At 68.5% G+C, this 16,194-nt stretch carries 18 protein-coding genes and 2 tRNA genes; 4 read left to right on the top strand and 16 right to left on the bottom strand.

Annotated features, from left to right (window positions below):
• Positions 1-59 precede the first annotated feature (59 nt).
• Together AC1DW3_RS13275 and AC1DW3_RS13270 are read left to right on the top strand one after the other, a co-directional pair.
• Complete coding sequence (locus AC1DW3_RS13275) at positions 60-1,595, top strand: glycine betaine ABC transporter substrate-binding protein (protein WP_477931787.1); 1,536 nt, start codon at positions 60-62, stop codon at positions 1,593-1,595.
• Positions 1,592-2,407 carry a substrate-binding periplasmic protein gene (locus tag AC1DW3_RS13270; RefSeq protein WP_477931786.1) on the top strand — a complete coding sequence of 272 codons (816 nt, stop codon included), beginning with the start codon at positions 1,592-1,594 and terminating at the stop codon, positions 2,405-2,407. The genes AC1DW3_RS13275 and AC1DW3_RS13270 overlap by 4 nt, the downstream gene beginning before the upstream one ends.
• 17 nt (positions 2,408-2,424) lie before the next feature.
• On the opposite strand, the gene AC1DW3_RS13265 is transcribed toward AC1DW3_RS13270, so the two are convergent.
• A complete protein-coding gene (locus AC1DW3_RS13265; RefSeq protein ID WP_477931785.1) occupies positions 2,425-2,913 on the bottom strand; it encodes an MBL fold metallo-hydrolase in 489 nt (162 codons plus the stop codon).
• On the opposite strand from AC1DW3_RS13265, the gene AC1DW3_RS13260 reads away from it, so the two are divergent.
• Together AC1DW3_RS13260 and AC1DW3_RS13255 are read left to right on the top strand one after the other, a co-directional pair.
• Positions 2,881-3,555, top strand: coding sequence for a substrate binding domain-containing protein (locus tag AC1DW3_RS13260; protein ID WP_477931784.1), 675 nt, complete (start codon positions 2,881-2,883; stop codon positions 3,553-3,555). The two genes, AC1DW3_RS13265 and AC1DW3_RS13260, sit on opposite strands and share 33 nt — an antisense overlap.
• Before the next feature lie 68 nt (positions 3,556-3,623).
• A complete protein-coding gene (locus AC1DW3_RS13255) occupies positions 3,624-4,412 on the top strand; it encodes a glycoside hydrolase family 19 protein (protein ID WP_477931783.1) in 789 nt (262 codons plus the stop codon).
• A gap of 82 nt (positions 4,413-4,494) precedes the next feature.
• Here AC1DW3_RS13255 and AC1DW3_RS13250 read toward each other — a convergent pair.
• The 15 genes from AC1DW3_RS13250 to AC1DW3_RS13180 all read right to left on the bottom strand — a co-directional run bounded on the left by AC1DW3_RS13250 (position 4,495) and on the right by AC1DW3_RS13180 (position 15,879).
• Positions 4,495-4,570, bottom strand: a tRNA-Lys gene (locus tag AC1DW3_RS13250).
• A 73-nt stretch (positions 4,571-4,643) separates the two neighbouring features.
• A tRNA-Lys gene (locus tag AC1DW3_RS13245) sits at positions 4,644-4,719 on the bottom strand.
• Positions 4,720-4,786: 67 nt separating this feature from the next.
• Positions 4,787-5,572: a tRNA threonylcarbamoyladenosine dehydratase gene (locus AC1DW3_RS13240; protein WP_477931782.1), complete on the bottom strand. Its 786-nt coding sequence runs from the start codon at positions 5,570-5,572 to the stop codon at positions 4,787-4,789.
• A complete protein-coding gene (ybgF, locus tag AC1DW3_RS13235; RefSeq protein ID WP_477931781.1) occupies positions 5,569-6,348 on the bottom strand; it encodes a tol-pal system protein YbgF in 780 nt (259 codons plus the stop codon). The genes AC1DW3_RS13240 and ybgF overlap by 4 nt, the downstream gene beginning before the upstream one ends.
• A 5-nt stretch (positions 6,349-6,353) precedes the next feature.
• Positions 6,354-6,890 (bottom strand): peptidoglycan-associated lipoprotein Pal, encoded by a 537-nt coding sequence (gene pal / locus AC1DW3_RS13230; protein ID WP_477931780.1) that lies wholly within the window; start codon positions 6,888-6,890, stop codon positions 6,354-6,356.
• A gap of 103 nt (positions 6,891-6,993) precedes the next feature.
• Positions 6,994-8,262 (bottom strand): Tol-Pal system beta propeller repeat protein TolB, encoded by a 1,269-nt coding sequence (tolB, locus tag AC1DW3_RS13225; RefSeq protein ID WP_477931779.1) that lies wholly within the window; start codon positions 8,260-8,262, stop codon positions 6,994-6,996.
• A gap of 51 nt (positions 8,263-8,313) precedes the next feature.
• Complete coding sequence (gene rng, locus AC1DW3_RS13220) at positions 8,314-9,807, bottom strand: ribonuclease G (RefSeq protein WP_477931778.1); 1,494 nt, start codon at positions 9,805-9,807, stop codon at positions 8,314-8,316.
• Between the two features lie 61 nt (positions 9,808-9,868).
• Positions 9,869-10,540, bottom strand: a complete 672-nt coding sequence (locus AC1DW3_RS13215) for a Maf family protein (RefSeq protein WP_477931777.1) — start codon at positions 10,538-10,540, stop codon at positions 9,869-9,871.
• Position 10,541: 1 nt separating this feature from the next.
• Entirely contained in the window at positions 10,542-11,018 is a 477-nt protein-coding gene (rlmH, locus tag AC1DW3_RS13210; RefSeq protein WP_477931776.1) for a 23S rRNA (pseudouridine(1915)-N(3))-methyltransferase RlmH, read from the bottom strand.
• Positions 11,018-11,737, bottom strand: a complete 720-nt coding sequence (rsfS, locus tag AC1DW3_RS13205; protein ID WP_477931775.1) for a ribosome silencing factor — start codon at positions 11,735-11,737, stop codon at positions 11,018-11,020. Before rsfS ends, rlmH begins: the two co-directional genes overlap by 1 nt.
• Positions 11,738-12,331: a nicotinate-nucleotide adenylyltransferase gene (gene nadD, locus AC1DW3_RS13200; protein WP_477931774.1), complete on the bottom strand. Its 594-nt coding sequence runs from the start codon at positions 12,329-12,331 to the stop codon at positions 11,738-11,740.
• Positions 12,322-13,257 carry an oxygen-dependent coproporphyrinogen oxidase gene (gene hemF / locus AC1DW3_RS13195; protein WP_477931773.1) on the bottom strand — a complete coding sequence of 312 codons (936 nt, stop codon included), beginning with the start codon at positions 13,255-13,257 and terminating at the stop codon, positions 12,322-12,324. Before hemF ends, nadD begins: the two co-directional genes overlap by 10 nt.
• The gene (locus AC1DW3_RS13190; RefSeq protein ID WP_477931772.1) at positions 13,254-13,874 is read right to left on the bottom strand and encodes a 1-acyl-sn-glycerol-3-phosphate acyltransferase; all 621 of its coding nucleotides are present in this window, start codon (positions 13,872-13,874) and stop codon (positions 13,254-13,256) included. Before AC1DW3_RS13190 ends, hemF begins: the two co-directional genes overlap by 4 nt.
• Positions 13,871-15,157, bottom strand: a complete 1,287-nt coding sequence (gene purD / locus AC1DW3_RS13185) for a phosphoribosylamine--glycine ligase (protein WP_477931771.1) — start codon at positions 15,155-15,157, stop codon at positions 13,871-13,873. Before purD ends, AC1DW3_RS13190 begins: the two co-directional genes overlap by 4 nt.
• Positions 15,157-15,879, bottom strand: coding sequence for a YebC/PmpR family DNA-binding transcriptional regulator (locus AC1DW3_RS13180; RefSeq protein WP_477931770.1), 723 nt, complete (start codon positions 15,877-15,879; stop codon positions 15,157-15,159). The genes purD and AC1DW3_RS13180 overlap by 1 nt, the downstream gene beginning before the upstream one ends.
• Positions 15,880-16,194: the final 315 nt, after the last annotated feature.

Raw genomic sequence — 16,194 nt, 5'->3', positions numbered from 1 at the left:
GCACTCGCATGTAGGGCGAGTCCGACACGGCAGGGACCGCCATGAGGCACCATGAGGGAATGAACATCCGTCGGCAAGTCCTGCTGCTGCTGACCCTGCTGACGGCGTGGGTTGCTGCTGGGGCAAATGGCGTTCCTGGCGCTGCTGGCACGCCAGCGCTGCAAGTGGGCTCCAAGCGTTTCACCGAGAGCTATCTGCTCGGCGAGATCGTCACGCAGACCCTGGCCGCCCAGGGCATTGCCGCCGAGCACCGCCAGGGCCTGGGCAACACGGCCATCCTGGCGGCGGCGCTGCAGCAGGGCCAGATCGACCTCTACCCCGAATACACCGGCACCATCGTCCGCGAGCTGCTCAAGCGCGAGGCCGCGGCCGACGCGCAGGCGCCGTTGGCGCAGATCAACGCGTGGTTGAAGCCGCTCGGCCTGAAGGCCGCCGTGCCGCTGGGCTTCAACAACAGCTATGCGCTGGCCATGCGCGAGGCAGACGCGGCGCGGCTGGGCATCGCAACGATTTCGGAATTGGCCCGCAAGGCGCCCGCGCTCAAGCCCGGCCTGTCGCATGAATTCCTGGCCCGCGCCGATGGCTGGCCGGCCCTGCAGGGCGCCTATGGCCTGAAGCAGCAACCGGGCGCCGGCCTGGACCATGGCCTGGCCTACCAGGCGCTGGCGAACGGCCAGGTCGATCTCATCGACGTCTACACGACCGACGCCCAGTTGGCCCGCCAGGCCGTGCGTGTGCTGCGCGACGACCGCGGCTTCTTTCCGCGCTATGACGCCCTGCTGCTGCTGCGCGCCGGCGTCGACGAGCGGCCGCTGCAGGGCCTGGCCGGTCGCCTGACGGAGGCCGAAATGACCCGCCTGAACGCGGCCGCGGAGCTGGACCGACGCCCGTTTACCGATGTTGCGAAAAGTTTTCTGCAATCGGCGCCGGACACCGCGGCGCGGCAGGGCCTGCTGGACCGCCTGCTGGCGCCCGACCTGATGAAGCTGCTCGTCCAGCATCTGGCCCTGGTGCTGGCCTCGGTGGCGCTGGCCATCGCGGTGGCCGTGCCGCTGGGCATCGCCGCCCACCGCCTGCCACGCCTGGCCGCGCCGGTGATGGCCGTGGCGGGGCTGTTGCAGACCCTGCCCTCGCTGGCGCTGCTGGCCTTCCTGATCGCCTTCGTCGGCCGCATCGGCTTCCTGCCGGCCCTGCTGGCCCTGTTCGTCTATGCGCTGCTGCCCATCGTGCGCAACACGCATGCGGGGCTGCAGGCGGTGCCCAGGGGGCTGAGCGAATCCGCGCTGGCGCTGGGCCTGACGCGCGGGCAGACGCTGCGCGCCATCGAGCTGCCGCTGGCCCTGCCGACCTTGATGGCCGGCGTGAAGACGGCGGCCGTCACCAACGTCGGCACGGCGACGGTGGCGGCCTTTGTCGGCGCCGGCGGCCTGGGCGAGCGCATCGTCGCGGGCCTGGCCGTCAACGACAGCACGCTGATGCTGGCCGGCGCCCTGCCCGCCGCGGCCCTGGCCGTGGCCGTGCAACTGCTGTTCGACGCACTGGAGCGGCAAGTCGCGCACAATGGGCCGAAAGAATCTCGGAACCGAGGGGCATGAACGCAAGGGCGCGATCGGGCTTGTTGCTCTGGGGCTGGCTGGCTGCAGCAGTGGCCCAGGCCGCCTGCACGCGCCCCATCAACGTGCCCATGTCCCCCATCGGCCTGAGCGTCAGCTTCGAGGAGGGCCAGGCCCAGGGCATCTACCCGACGGTGCTGCGCGAGCTGGCTGCGAACGCCCACTGCCGGATCGACATGCACAAGGTGCCGCGGGCCCGGCTGCAGAGCCTGTTCGACGCCGGCCAGGCGGACCTGCTCATCCCGGCCTCGGCCACGCCCGCGCGTGACGCCGCAGGCGAATTCGTGCCGCTGATCCAGGTGCGGGCCAGCCTGCTGACGCTGGACGCCGAGGCAACGGTGCCGCGCTCCCTCGCCGAACTGCTGGCCCAGCCGGACTACAAGCTCGTCGTCGTGCGCGGCTTCTCTTTCGGCCCGACCTACGACGCGGCCATCGCGACGTTGCGCCAACGCCAGCGCCTGGTCGAAGAGGCCGACGCCAGCGGCGTCGCCCGCGCACTGCGCCAGGGCCTGGCCCAGGCCACGGTCATGACGGCGTCCATCCTCGTCGGCACCCTGGTCATCGAGCCCGAGCTGGCGCCACTGCTGAAGCGCCTGCGCGTCGAGCCGCTGGACGAGCTGGGCTGGCACGCCAGCGGCCTCTATCTGTCGCGTCGCGCCCTGAACGAGGCCGACCGGCGCACGCTGCGCCAGGCGCTGGGCCAGGTGGCGCGCAGCGGCCGCGTCTGGCAGCTGTTCAACGAGCTGCACCCGCCCGGCAGCCTGGGCGTCAGCATCCGTCCGCTGACGCCCTGAGCCCATAACGCCCCGCTTCAGCGCACCTGGCTGCTGTAGTCCAGCGGCAGCCACTGCCAGCCCTTGCCGACCTGCCGCAGGCGGCCGACGCCAGGGAAGTTGAAGTGCGTCACCGCGACGAGGCTGCCATCCTTGGCCAGTTCGGCGAACACGCGGGCACGGGTCTTGGCGGCCTGGGGCTCGTCGGTGTCGAAGGCGATGGTGACTTCGGGCGCGGCCAGCTGCACCGACGCGACATGGATGAGGTCGCCGACCAGCACCAGGCGCCTGCCTTCACTTTCGACCGCGTAGACGCTGTGGCCGGCGGTGTGGCCATGGGCCTGCAGCGCGCGGATGCCGGGCAGGATCTCGCCGTCGCGCTCGAAGGGAGCGAAGCGGCCGGCCTGCACATAGGGCGTCAGCGAAGCGGCCGCGCCCTGGAAGAAGCCCTTCTGCTCCTCGCCGGCGACGCCGAGCCGCGCGGCCTGCTGACGGTGACGGCGCCGACGGTCTTCGGCCGCCGCCATGTCGTCGGGGCGCTGGCGAGCTTCCTGCGCCGCTACCCGGACATCGAGGTCGACCTGCATCTGGTCGACCAGATCGTCGACCTGTCCGAACAGCGCATGGACGTAGCTATCCGCATCGGCCTGCTGCCCGACAGCGATCTGCGCGCGACGACGCTGGCGCCGGTGCGCCTGGTCACCTGCGCCAGCCCGGCCTATCTGGCCCGCATGGGCCGGCCGAAGACACCCGAGGACTTGCTGCAACACGACTGCATCACCGTGGCCTCGCCGCCGGCGCCGAGCTTTGTCTGGCGCTACGCGGGCGTGAACCGCAACCAGCCGCTGCCGGTGCGCGGCAAGTTCAGGACGGATGACAAGGACAGCATGCTGCAGGCCGCGCTGCAGGGCCTGGGCGTGCTGCATATCGCGACCTGGGTGGTCTGCGACCCGCTGCGCTGCGGCGACTTGATCGCCCTCTTCCCTGAAGAAGCCCAGGCGCCGGCCTCGCCCGGCATGCCCGGCATCCACGCCGTGCGCCTGCCGGGGCGCAGCCACGCCACCAAGGCCAGGCTCTTCATCGACCATCTGCGCGCCGAGATCGGCGACACGCCCTGGTGGGACCGCATGCTGCAGACCGACGGCGCGTTGGCCACCGCATCCTGCTGATTGGGGATTCGCAGGCGGCGGCGGGCGCATAAGGTCGGCGCTTCCTACTTTCTCCGGGAGCACGCATCATGTGCATTGCCAAGAGCGTCGGGCAGGGTGCCCGCAATGACGTTGCCGACGTTCGCATCATCCAGATCCTGCTCAACATGAACAGCGAGGCCTGGAGTGGTGCGGCGCAGAAGAAGCTGGAGGTGGACGGCCAGATCGGCCCCAACAGCATCGACGCGATCCGCGCCTTCGAGACCCGCGCCATGGGCTTGGCGGAGTCGGATGGCCTCGTGACGCCGGGTGATGCCACCATGGCCCGGCTGCTGGCGGGCCTGCCGCCCGGCGCGACCAAGGAAAAGCTCGAGATCGTCATGCCGCGGGCGATGCAAAAGCGCATCGACCTCTACTTCGATCCGCTGGTGAAGGGCATGACGCGCTACGGCATCGACACGCCGCGGCAGATCGCCCATTTCATCGCCCAGCTCGCTCACGAGTCGGGCTCGCTGCTCTATGCCGAGGAGCTCGCCAGCGGCAGCGCCTACGAGGGCCGCACCGACCTCGGCAACAGCCAGGCCGGCGACGGCGTGCGCTTCAAGGGCCGCGGCCTGATCCAGCTGACCGGCCGCAACAACTACCAGCAGTACAGCAAGTTCACCGGCATCGACTACGTCGGCGACCCCACCAAGGTGGCGCTCGACCCCTTCGCCTGCGTGGATGTGGCCTGCTGGTTCTGGAAGGACCGCAACATCGGCCCGCTCGCCGAAGCCGACGACGCCAAGGCCGTCACCAAGCGCATCAATGGCGGCTACAACGGCCTGGATGACCGCCTGGAGCATCTGGCCCGGGCCAAGGCCTTGCTGGCCCTTTGAGGTCGTTCAGGCTGGGCCTTTGCGCCAAGCGGGCAAGAAAAAAGGACCTGGCTCTCGCCAAGTCCTTTTTCTTTCTTAATTTTGGTGGGCCCTGAGTGACTCGAACACTCGACCTACGGATTAAGAGTCCGCTGCTCTACCAACTGAGCTAAGAGCCCTGATTCAGCTTGATACTGCCTAGCTGAGCCAAAGATTGTAGCGTGGATTCCGTCGAATCACCGCTCTAAATTCTGGTGGGACGTGCAGGATTCGAACCTGCGACCAACGGATTAAAAGTCCGCTGCTCTACCGACTGAGCTAACGTCCCGTGTCAAGCAGAGCCCGCCATTATAGGCAGGTTTTTGAGGGCTCCGCAAGAAGTTCGTGCGCGGTTGTCAAACCGGATTTCGATTCAGGTGCAGGCGCTGCAGTTCGGCGGCAGCGCACAGGCCGAAGGTCGCCGTGACGGTAACGCTGGAACCGTAGCCATGGCAGTTCAGACTGCCATCCACATCACAGGCATCACCCTCGCCCTGCTGCGGCAGGTGCACCGGCTCGCGCGAGTAGACGCAGGCGACATCCATCTTGCCGGCCCGCGGCGCCGCGTGGTGCTTGCGCAGGCGCTGGCGCAGCGAAGCCAGCAGCGGGTCGTGGGTCGTGGCGCTGAGATCGTCGAGTTGCACGCGATGCGGTTCGCGCTTGCCGCCGGCGGCGCCGACGGTGACGAAGGGCAGGCGCTGCTCACGCGCCCAGGCGGCGAGCGTGGCCTTGGCGCGAACCTGGTCGCAGCAGTCGATGAGGCCGTCGAACTCGGCGCCACCGATCAGGCCCGGCCAGTTGTCGGGCTCGACGAACTCCTCGATGACACGCACGGCGCAGCCGGGTTGGATGTCGGCGATGCGCTGGCGCAGCGCCTCGGCCTTGGCCATGCCGACGGTCGAGCCCAGGGCCTGGATCTGGCGGTTGATGTTGGATTCGGAGACCTGGTCCAGGTCGATCAGCGTGAGCTCGGCGACGCCGCTGCGCGCCAGGGCCTCGACGGCCCAGGAGCCGACGCCGCCCAGGCCCACGACCGCGAAACGCGCGGCGCGCAGGCGCTGGTAGGCGGCGTCGCCGTGCAGGCGGCGCAGGCCACCGAAGCGGCGCTCCAGATCAGCGTCGAGCTGATCCACAGTCGTCACTTCAGGGCGTGCAGGCGTTCCTTGCCCGCTTGCGCGGCCTCGGTGCCGGGATAGGCCTTGATGAGGTCTTCGAGGCTGCGGCGCGCACCCTTGTTGTCCTTCAGCTCGATCTGGCAGTTGGCCAGCGCGAGCAGGGCTTCGGCCGCGCGCGGATGGTCGGCGTTGCCGGCGATGAAGGTCTTGAAGGTGGCGATGGCGTCCTTGTAGTCGCGCTTGCCGTACTGGGCATTGCCGAGCCAGAAGCGCACCGAGTCGGTGTAGCCACTGGCGGAGTAACGCTTCAGGAAGGCATTCAACGCGGCCACCGCCTCGGCAAAGTCGCCGCGGCGCACGAGGCCGATGGCGGCTTCGTACTGGTTGCGCTCGTCGGGGTTGACCTGGAACTCGCGGCCATCGAGGCTGACCTTCTGCGGCTCCAGCGGCTTGAAGCGCGCTTCGACGGACTGCGACTGGTCGGTCAGCTTGCGCTGGGTGTCGGCCAGGTCGCGGGCGAGTTGCTCGTTGGCGCCACGCAGCTTGGCGATCTCGGCGCGCAGCGCGTCGATCTGGCCGTTCAGGTCCAGCATGCTGCGGCGCAGCGGCTGGAGCTGATCCTGGACCAGCGAATTCAGCTGCTCGTCCCGCCGCTTGGCGGCATCCTCGTTGGCCTTGACCTGGGCGCGCAGTTCGAGGATGGCCTTGCGGGCTTCGTCATCCTCGAACAGGCCCGCCCGGGCAGGCTGCATGAAGGCCGCGCCCGCGGCCAGAGCCACGAAGGTCAGTCGCAGAGCGCGCATCACTGTCACTTGTCCTTGAGCTCGACGCGGCGGTTCTTGGCCCAGGCTTCTTCACCACCACCTTGAACGGCGGGGCGCTCCTTGCCGAAGCTGACGGCCTCGACCTGGCTGGCTTGGGCGCCGAGCAGCGTCAGCGACTTGGCGACGGCTTCGGCACGACGCTGGCCCAGGGCCAGGTTGTATTCACGACCACCGCGCTCGTCGGTGTGGCCTTCGAGGTTCAGCACGGCCTGGGAACGGGCCTTCAGGCGCTTGGCGTGCAGGTCGATCAGGCCGCGGTACTCTTCCTTGACCACGTCGCTGTCGTAGTCGAAGTAGACGACGCGATTGGCACCCTTGTTGACTTCCTGCGTGTACTGACTGAACAGGTCGACCGTCGGGACAGCGGTCTGCGCGGTCGTCGGCTTCTGCTCAGGAGTCGCCGGGGGCGGCGTGGGCTGGCGCGTCTCGACCGGCGCGGGATCGTCCAGTTTGACGGCGGAGCTGCAGCCAGCCAGAGCGGCGGCGGCAATCAGGGGGAGCGCAAAGCGGGTCAGTTTCATTCGAATAGTCTCCACAACAGACGGGGGCGGGGGGGTGGGGGGCACGGCACCATGCGGCGGCGCGGGCGCTGCATTGTCCAACATGGTGCGAACTGTCAAGTTACTAGCGTGTAAATGGGCCCCAGGTGGGCTCACGAACCTCGGCAAGCGTAACCAGCAGGGGCGTCTTGATCTTGCCGTCCAGCGTCGTCGTCATCAGCACTTCCTTGCCGCCGGCGCGGCTCGCATAGACGATCAGCTTGCCGTTGGGCGCGAAGGCCGGGCTCTCGTCGTCATTGGCCTCGCTGATCTGCTGGGACTGGCCGGTGCCGAGGTCCATCACCGACAGCCGGAAGGCTCCGCCCAGACGGGTGATGTAGGCCAGCGTGCGGCCATCGGGGCTGACGGCCGGGCTGATGTTGTAGTTGCCGCTGAAGGTCACGCGCTCGGCGCTGCCGCCGCTGGCCGGCATGCGGTAGATCTGCGGGCCGCCGCCGCGGTCGCTGACGAAATAGATCTTGCTGCCATCGGGCGAGTAGCAGGCCTCGGTGTCGATGGAGCCACTTTGCGTGAGACGGCGCAGGCCGGAGCCGTCACGGTTGATGACGAAAAGCTGGGTGCCGCCGTCGCGCGACAGGCTGAGCACCAGCTGCTGGCCATCCGGCGACCAGGCCGGCGCGCTGTTGGTGCCCTTGAAGTCGGCCAGCACGCGGCGACCGCCGGTCTGTACGTCCTGGATGCGCACGGTGGCCTTGCGGCTCTCGAAGCTCACATAGGCCAGCTCGCGGCCATTGGGCGCCCAGGCGGGCGAGATGATGGGGTCGGGGCTGGTCAACGCGATCTTGGCGCCCTCGCCATCGGCATCGGCGACGACGAGGCTGTAGCGCGGGCCGGCCTTGGTGACATAGGCCATGCGCGTGGCGAACACACCTTTGTCGCCGATGAGCTTTTCGTAGATGGTGTCGGCGATGCGGTGGGCGGCGAGGCGGGCATCGTCGGGATGGATGGCCTGGGCCTGGCCGACAAGCTCGGTCCCCTTGGCCACATCCCAGAGCTTGAAACGGATGTCCAGCCGCCCGTCGGCCAGGCGCGTGACCGAGCCCGCCGCCAGCGCGTCGGCCTGGCGGGCCTTCCAGTCGGACCAGGCCGGGCTGCTCGTCTCGTTCAGGCCGGCGGGCGCGTCGACGCTGCGGAACAGGCCGCTGCGCTCCAGGTCGGCGCGCACGATGGCGGCAATGGGCTGGGCCGAGGCCTTGGCATCGTCGCGGAAGTCGACGATGGCCACCGGGATGCGGGTGCCGCCGACGCCGGCGATGTCGATGCGTACCTGGGCCAACGCCGAGGCGGCAGGGAAGGCCGCGAGCGCGGCAAGGCTGAGACGGCGAGAGATCATGCGGTGGGCTTTGCAGTGCGGTCCGGAATTCTGCCGCAGCGCCGCGCCACCTCAGAGTAGGACGATGTCGTAATGTTCCGTCTGGTTGGTCGGCTCGGCGGTCAGCGAGATGGGCTTGCCGATGAAATCGGACAGGCCGGCCAGATGGGCGCTCTCCTCGTCGAGCATCATCTCGACGACATTGGCCGCGGCGACGACGCGGAACTCGCGGGGCGAGAACTGGCGCGCCTCGCGCAGGATCTCGCGCAGGATGTCGTAGCAGACCGAGCGCGCCGTCTTCACCTGGCCGCGGCCCTCGCAGGTCGGGCAGGGCTCGCAGAGCATGCGGGCGAGCGACTCGCGCGTGCGCTTCCTCGTCATCTCGACCAGGCCGAGCTGCGTGAAACCACCGACGGTGACCTTGGTGCGGTCGCGACCCAGCTGCTTGCGGAACTCCGCCAGCACGGCGGTCTTGTGCTCCTCGCGCGTCATGTCGATGAAGTCGACGATGATGATGCCGCCCAGGTTGCGCAGCCTCAGCTGGCGCGCGATCGAGCCCGCCGCCTCGAGGTTGGTCTTGAAGATGGTGTCGTCGAAGTTCTTGGCGCCGACGAAGCCGCCGGTGTTGACGTCGATGGTCGTCATCGCCTCGGTCTGGTCGAACACCAGCGAGCCGCCGGACTTCAGCTCCACCTTGCGCGCCAGCGCGCGGGCGATCTCGGCGTCGACATTGCACAGGTCGAAGATGGGCCGCTCGCCGCGGTAGTGCTCCAGCTTGGCCGTCGCGGCCGGCATGAAGGTCTCGCCAAAGCCGCGCAGCACGTCGTACTGCATCTTGGAGTCGATGCGGATGGAGCCGGTGCGCTCACTCGTCAGGTCGCGCAGCACGCGCTCGACCAGGCTCAGGTCCTGATGCAACAGGCTGGCCGGCGGCGTCGTCAGCGCACCCGCGCGGATCTGCTGCCAGGTCTTGCGCAGATAGGCGATGTCGGCGCCCAGTTCCTCGTCCGAGGCATCCTCCGCGTTCGTGCGCAGGATGAAGCCGCCGCCACCGCCCTGCTCCTTGGTGCCCACCAGAGTGACCATGCGCGCCCGCAGCGCCTCGCGCGCCTCGGGCGAGCCGATCTTCTGGCTGATGCCGATGTGCTCGTCCTGCGGCAGATAGACCAGCATGCGCCCGGCAATGCTGATCTGGCTGGACAGGCGCGCCCCCTTGGTGCCGATGGGGTCCTTGATGACCTGCACCGTCAGCGGCTGGCCCTCGAAGACGAGGCGCTCGATGGGTGTGGGCGGCACTTCGGCGCCATGGCCGTTCTGGTGCCGGCCATGGCCGAACTGCGAGGCACTGTGCAAGTCGGCGACATGCAGGAAGGCGGCACGTTCCAGGCCGATGTCGATGAAGGCCGACTGCATGCCGGGCAGCACGCGCACGACCTTGCCGAGGTAGACGTTGCCCACCAGGCCCCGTTCCAACGTGCGCTCGAGGTGCAGCTCCTGCACCGCGCCGTTCTCGACCACGGCCACCCGCGTCTCCTGCGGTGACCAGTTGATCAGGATGTCTTCCATCTCTAGCCTTTGAATGCTGATGCGTGCCGCCGGCCGAGGCGGCACGCATCAAAACTCACCGTCAAAACTCAAAGCCGAATTTGTCCAACAGCTGCGCCGTCTCAAAGAGGGGCAACCCCATGATGCCCGAGTAGCTGCCGGCAATCTTCACGATCCAGGCCGCCGCCTGGCTCTGGATGGCGTAGGCGCCAGCCTTGCCGAAGGGCTCGCGGCTGGCGACGTAGCGGTCGATCTGGGCGGCGGACAGCGGCGCGAAATCCACCTGCGACACATTCAATGCCGCCACGCGGCGCGTGGCATCGGCCACGGCAACGGCGGTGATGACGCGGTGGGTGCGGCCGGACATCAGCGCCAGCATGCGCGCCGCATCGGCATCGTCGGCAGGCTTGCCGAGGATGAGGCCATCGACGGCCACCGTCGTGTCGGCGCACAGGATGGGCGCTGGCGCCAGGCCGCGCACATTGAGCCGGACCAGGGCTGCGTCGAGTTTGGCCGCCGTGACGCGGGCGCAATAGGTCTCCGGCACCTCATCCGCCTGGACTGCCTCCAGCGCCTCCGCATCCTCGTCGGCACCGGGCAGCAGCAGCTCTTGCCGAACACCCAGTTGCTCCAGCAGCTGGCGGCGGCGCGGGCTTTGCGAGGCGAGGTAGATGAACGGTCCGGCGACGGGCCGCCCCGAGCCGGACGCGCCCCCCTGGGGGGCCGACGACGAAGTCGTCTTGGGGGCTGTCATGTCACTCACGGTGATAAGGGTGGCCGGTAGTCACGGTCCAGGCCCGATAAAGGCCTTCGGCCAGCAGCACGCGCGCAAAGGCGTGGGGCAAGGTCAGGTCGGACAGACGCAGCGTCTCGTCGGCCGTGGCCTTCAAGTCGGGATGCAGGCCGTCAGGCCCGCCGATGATGAGGGCGGCGTCGCGGCCCTCGCCCATCCACAGCTTGAGACGCTCGGCCAGTTGCACCGAGGTGCGGCGCTCGCCGCGCTCGTCCAGGATGATGCGGCGCACGCCTCTTCCTGATGACTGCAAAGCCGCCTCGATGCGTGCGGCTTCGGCGGCCATCAGTTGCTCGGCCGTCTTGCTGCCACGCGTCTCGGCCTTGACGGCCTTCAACTCCAGCTTGAGCTCGGGCGGAAAGCGCTTGGCGAAGTCCTCGTAGGCGGTGTCGGCCCAGGCCGGCTGGCGCTGGCCCACGGCGACCAGGAAGAGGCGCATCAGCCCCTCTTCGGAGCTGCCTTCTTGGCCGGGACCTTCTTGGCCGCTGGCTTGGCCGCGGTCTTGGCGGGTGCTGCCTTCTTCACGCCCACCGTGGTCTTGACGGGCGTCTTCTTGGCTGCGGGCTTCTTGCCGGCGGGTTTGGTCGCACCGACCGTCATGGTCTTGGTCGCCGGCGTCTTGGCGTCGACGACATGGCGGGGCGACTTCTTGGCCGCGGGTTTCTTGGCGGCCGGCGCGGCCTTCTTGGCTGCGGCAGCCGGCTTGGCAGGCTTCACGCCCACGGGACCCAGCGGCTTGCCCGGCTTCTTGGCGGTCGTCTTGCCAGGCTTGGCCGACACATCCTCGGACGCCTTCACCAGCTTGACCTCGGCCGAGCCGAGCTTGAGCTTGACCGGCTTGTCGCCCCAGATTTCCTCGAGGTGGTAGTAGTCGCGGATGGCGGGCTGCATCACGTGCACGACGGCGGCGCCGCAGTCCACGATGATCCATTCACCGTTGTCCTCGCCTTCGGTGCGCATGACCTGCATGCCGCGGCCCTTGACGGTCTCGCGCACGCTGGAGGCCAAGGCCTTGGTCTGCCGGTTGCTCGTGCCCGACGCGATGATGACGCGTTCGAACAGTGGCGACAGATGCTCGGTGTTGAACACGACGATGTTCTGGGCCTTCACGTCCTCGAGACCATCGACGATGGCGCGTTGCAGCTTGCGGATGTCCATTCAGTACTTCTTCTCGTAGAGGCGGTGCGAGGCAATATAGCTCGCCACCTCGGCGCCCACCATGGGGCTGATGTCCTCGCCGCGCGCAACAGCGTCGCGCACGGCGGTGGACGAAAGGGGGGTGTCGGGCAGGTCCAACACCTGCAGCCGGTGAGCCGGCAGGCCCGGCGGCGTGACGACGGCCTCGCCGGCGCGCGGCACGACGACCAGTGTCGCCAGCGTCGTGACGGTCTCGACCTGGTACCAGCTCGGCAGGCGCGAGTACTGATCCTGGCCGATCAGGAACATCAGCTCGGCACCGGGGTTCTGGCCAGCGAACTCACGCAGCGTGTCGGCCGTGAAGCTCGGGCCACGGCGATGCAGTTCACGCTCGTCGAGCACGAAGCGCGGTTCGCCGGCGATGAGGCGCTTGATCATGCCGGAGCGGTGCACGGCCGCGGCCATGATCTGGTCGGGCTTCTGCCACTGCCGGCCGGCGGGCAGCCAGACCATGCGCTCGGGCGCCAGCGCGTCCAGCGCAAAGCGGGCAAAGGCCAGGTGGCCAAGATGGGGCGGGTCGAAACTGCCGCCGAAGATGGCCAGCTTCACAGCCATAGCGCCGTCGGGGTTTCGTCGGCCCAGTCACGCGGGCGCAGGAAGTCGCTGTACAGCCGCGCCTCGGGCGTGCCCGCCTCGGGCGTCCAGTCGTAGCGCCACTTCACTTGCGGGGGCATGGACATCAGGATGGATTCGGTGCGGCCACCGGACTGCAACCCGAACAATGTGCCACGGTCCCAGACCAGGTTGAACTCGACATAGCGGCCCCGGCGGTAAGCCTGGAAATCACGCTCGCGCTCGCCGTAGGCATAGCCCTGGCGGCGCTCGACGATGGGCAGATAGGCCTGCAGGAAGGCGTCGCCCACCGAACGGATCAGCGCGAAGCCGGCGTCAAAGCCGCCGTCGGCAAAGTCGTCGAAGAAGATGCCGCCGACGCCGCGCGGCTCATTGCGGTGCTTCAGGAAGAAGTAGTCGTCGCACCAGGCCTTGAACCTGGGATGCAGCTCGGCCCCATGGGCGCTGAGCGCATCGCGGCAGACGCGATGGAAGTGCTGGGCATCGCGCTCATAGCCGTAATAGGGCGTCAGGTCCATGCCGCCACCGAACCAGGTCACGGCAGCTGCGTCGGGCGGCAGCGCGATGAAGGCCCGCACATTCATGTGCACGGTCGGCACGAAGGGGTTGTGCGGGTGCATGACCAGCGACACGCCCATCGCCTCGAAGGGCGCGCCGGCCAGCTCGGGGCGATGCTGGGTGGCCGATGGCGGCAGCACCCGGCCCTTCACATGCGAGAAATTGACGCCGCCGCGCTCGAACACCGCGCCGCCCTCGATGAGGCGCGACAGGCCGTCGCCCTCGAGCCGGCCGCCGGGCTCGCGCGTCCAGCCGTCGCTGACGAAGGCATTGCCGTCGGCCGCCTCCAGCGCGGTGACGATGCGCTGCTGCAGCCCAAGCAGATAGTCGCGAACGGCTTGCGTGTTCATGTGCGCGGGCGGATGGGGCTGGCCAGCTCGGGGCGCTTGCCGACACGCGGGCCGAGGTAGGCGGCGAAGGCCGCGAAGTCGGCGTCGACGTCGCCGGTCAGCTTGACGAAGCGCGTCAGCGACACCACGCGCTGCTGGAAATCGAAATAGCACAGCCCGACCGGCACGCCGGCCTGGACCGCCACCTGGTAGGCCCCGGTGCGCCAGCCGCTCTTCAGCGAGCGCGTGCCCTCGGGCGCCGCGGCCAGCCAGAAGCGCTCGCCGCGCGCCGCGGCCGCCTGCATCTGCTGGACCGTGTCGCCCACGATGCCGTGCCGGCTGCTGCGGTCCACCGCCACGCCACCGATCCAGCGCACCCAGCCGCCCAGCAGCGGCACCTTGAAGAGGCTGTCCTTGCCCCAGAAGCGCAAATGCAGGCCGAGGGCCCATTTGGCCAGCACGCCGATGACGAAGTCCCAGTTGGACGTGTGCGGATAGACGAGGATGACGCCCTGCTCGGCCGGCAGGCCGGGAGATTCCACCGTCCAGCCGAACAGGCGCAGCAGCCCACGCGCCAGGCGGCTCTGGTGGCCGTGGGGGTGCAACGGCCCGGTCAGGACGGTGGGCGCCGTGGTCAACGCTTGAGGGCCCGGTGGCCGATGTCGGAACGGTACTGGCGGCCCGCGAACTGGATGCCCGAGGCCACGTCGTAGGCGCTCTGCGCCGCGGTGCGCACGGATTCACCCAGCGCCGTCACGCAGAGCACGCGGCCGCCGCTGGTGACCAGCGTGCCGTCGACCATCGCCGTGCCGGCGTGGAAGACCATGGCCTCGTCTTCGTCCTGCGGCAGGCCGCTGATGGCGTCGCCCTTGCGCGGGTTCAGCGGATAGCCCTCGGCCGCCAGCACGACGCCGAGCGCGACGCGGCGGTCCCATTGCAATTCGACCTGGTCCAGCGTGCCGTCGGTGGCGTGCATCATCAGCTCGAAGAGGTCGCTCTTCATGCGCATCATGATGGGCTGGGTCTCGGGGTCGCCCATGCGGGTGTTGAACTCGACGGTGCTCGGCTGGCCATGGTCGTCGATCATCAACCCGGCGTACAGGAAGCCGGTGAAGGGATGACCGTCCTTGGCCATGCCGGCGATGGTCGGCTGGATGATCTCGTGCATGACCTTGGCATGCACATTGGGCGTGACGACGGGCGCGGGCGAGTAGGCGCCCATGCCACCGGTGTTGGGGCCGGCATCGCCGTCCAGCAGGCGCTTGTGGTCCTGGCTGGTGGCCAGGGACACGACCTGCTTGCCGTCGCAGACGACGATGAAGCTGGCCTCCTCGCCGGCGAGGAAGTCCTCGATGACGACACGCGCACCACCGGCGTTGTGCGTCACGCCGAGCTTGTTGTCTTCCAGGATCCACGAGATCGCCTCGTGGGCCTCGGCCAGCGTCATCGCGACGACGACGCCCTTGCCCGCCGCCAGGCCGTCGGCCTTGATGACGATGGGGGCGCCGCGGCCGTCCACATAGGCGTGGGCGGCGGCCGGGTCGGTGAAGGTCTCGTAGGCCGCCGTCGGGATGCCGTGGCGCTTCATGAAGTCCTTGGCGAAGGCCTTGGAGCTTTCGAGCTGGGCGGCGGCCTTGGTGGGGCCGAAGATGCGCAGGCCGCGCGCGCGGAACTCGTCGACCACACCGGCCGCCAGCGACGCCTCGGGGCCGACGACGGTCAGCGTGATCTTCTGGTCGACGGCGAAATCGGCCAGGGCCTTCACGTCGGTCATGCCGATCGGCACCGTCTGCAGCCGCTCGTCGCGGGCCGTGCCGCCGTTGCCGGGTGCGACGAACACCTGGCTGACACGTTCACCCTGGGCCAGCTTCCAGGCCAGCGCGTGCTCGCGGCCACCGTTGCCAATGACTAAGACTCGCATCAGTTCAATTCAGCGTTGTGATAGACGGCTTGGGTGTCGTCCAGGTCTTCGATGATGTCCAGCAGCTTCTGCATGCGCTCGGCATCCTCGCCGCTCAACGGAACAGTGTTCTCGGCCCGCATCGTCACTTCGGACAGCTCGGGCACCAGGCCGGCGGCTTCCAGCGCGGCCTTGACGGCTTCGTAGTCGGCGGGCGAGGTCAGCACCTCGATGGCGCCGTCGTCACCGCTGATGACGTCCTCGGCACCGGCTTCCAGCGCCACTTCCATGACCTTGTCTTCCGACGTGCCGGGCGCGAACAGCAGCTGGCCGCAATGCTTGAACTGGAAGGCCACGGAACCATCCGTGCCCATGTTGCCGCCGTACTTGCTGAAGGCGTGACGCACCTCGGCCACGGTGCGGACGCGGTTGTCCGTCATCGTGTCGATCATGATGGCCGCACCGGCGATGCCATAGCCTTCGTAGCGGATTTCTTCGTAGGTCAGGCCATCGATATTGCCGCTGGCCTTGTCGATGTTGTACTTGATGCGGTCGGCCGGCATGTTGGCCGCCTTGGCCTTGTCGACGGCCAGGCGCAGGCGCGGGTTGTCCTTGATGTCCGGGCCACCCTGGCGCGCGGCGACGCTGATTTCACGAATGATGCGGGTCCAGATCTTGCCGCGCTTCTCGTCCTGACGGCCTTTGCGATGCTGAATATTGGCCCACTTGGAATGTCCAGCCATGTGGCTCTAGCTCCTTTGGCAGCACGGCGCAGATGCCATGCAACCCTCGATTCTACGAGGCCGCCTCTGGATGCCACGCTGAACACCCCCCCTACCGTTCGGCGCGGGGCACCGCCCAGGCACCGGACGAACGGCCCCGGCAATTGGCGTGCGCGATGGCGCGCGAAACGTGATTGCCTTGATCGCGCGTCACGCAATCGTCGGCGCCGGCTACCCTAACCGCGGGGTCGCGCGGCATTCGCTGTCCCCCAAGCCCCTAGAAACGTCCCCCTAGGAGACGCCCCCTAGGAGCGGCAGTCGTCCTCTCGTTGAAGG

It is taken from the genome of Roseateles sp. P2_H4, assembly GCF_056403315.1.
The sequence above is the reverse complement of the archived record's forward strand: the minus strand, read 5'-3'. Positions and strand labels throughout refer to the sequence as shown.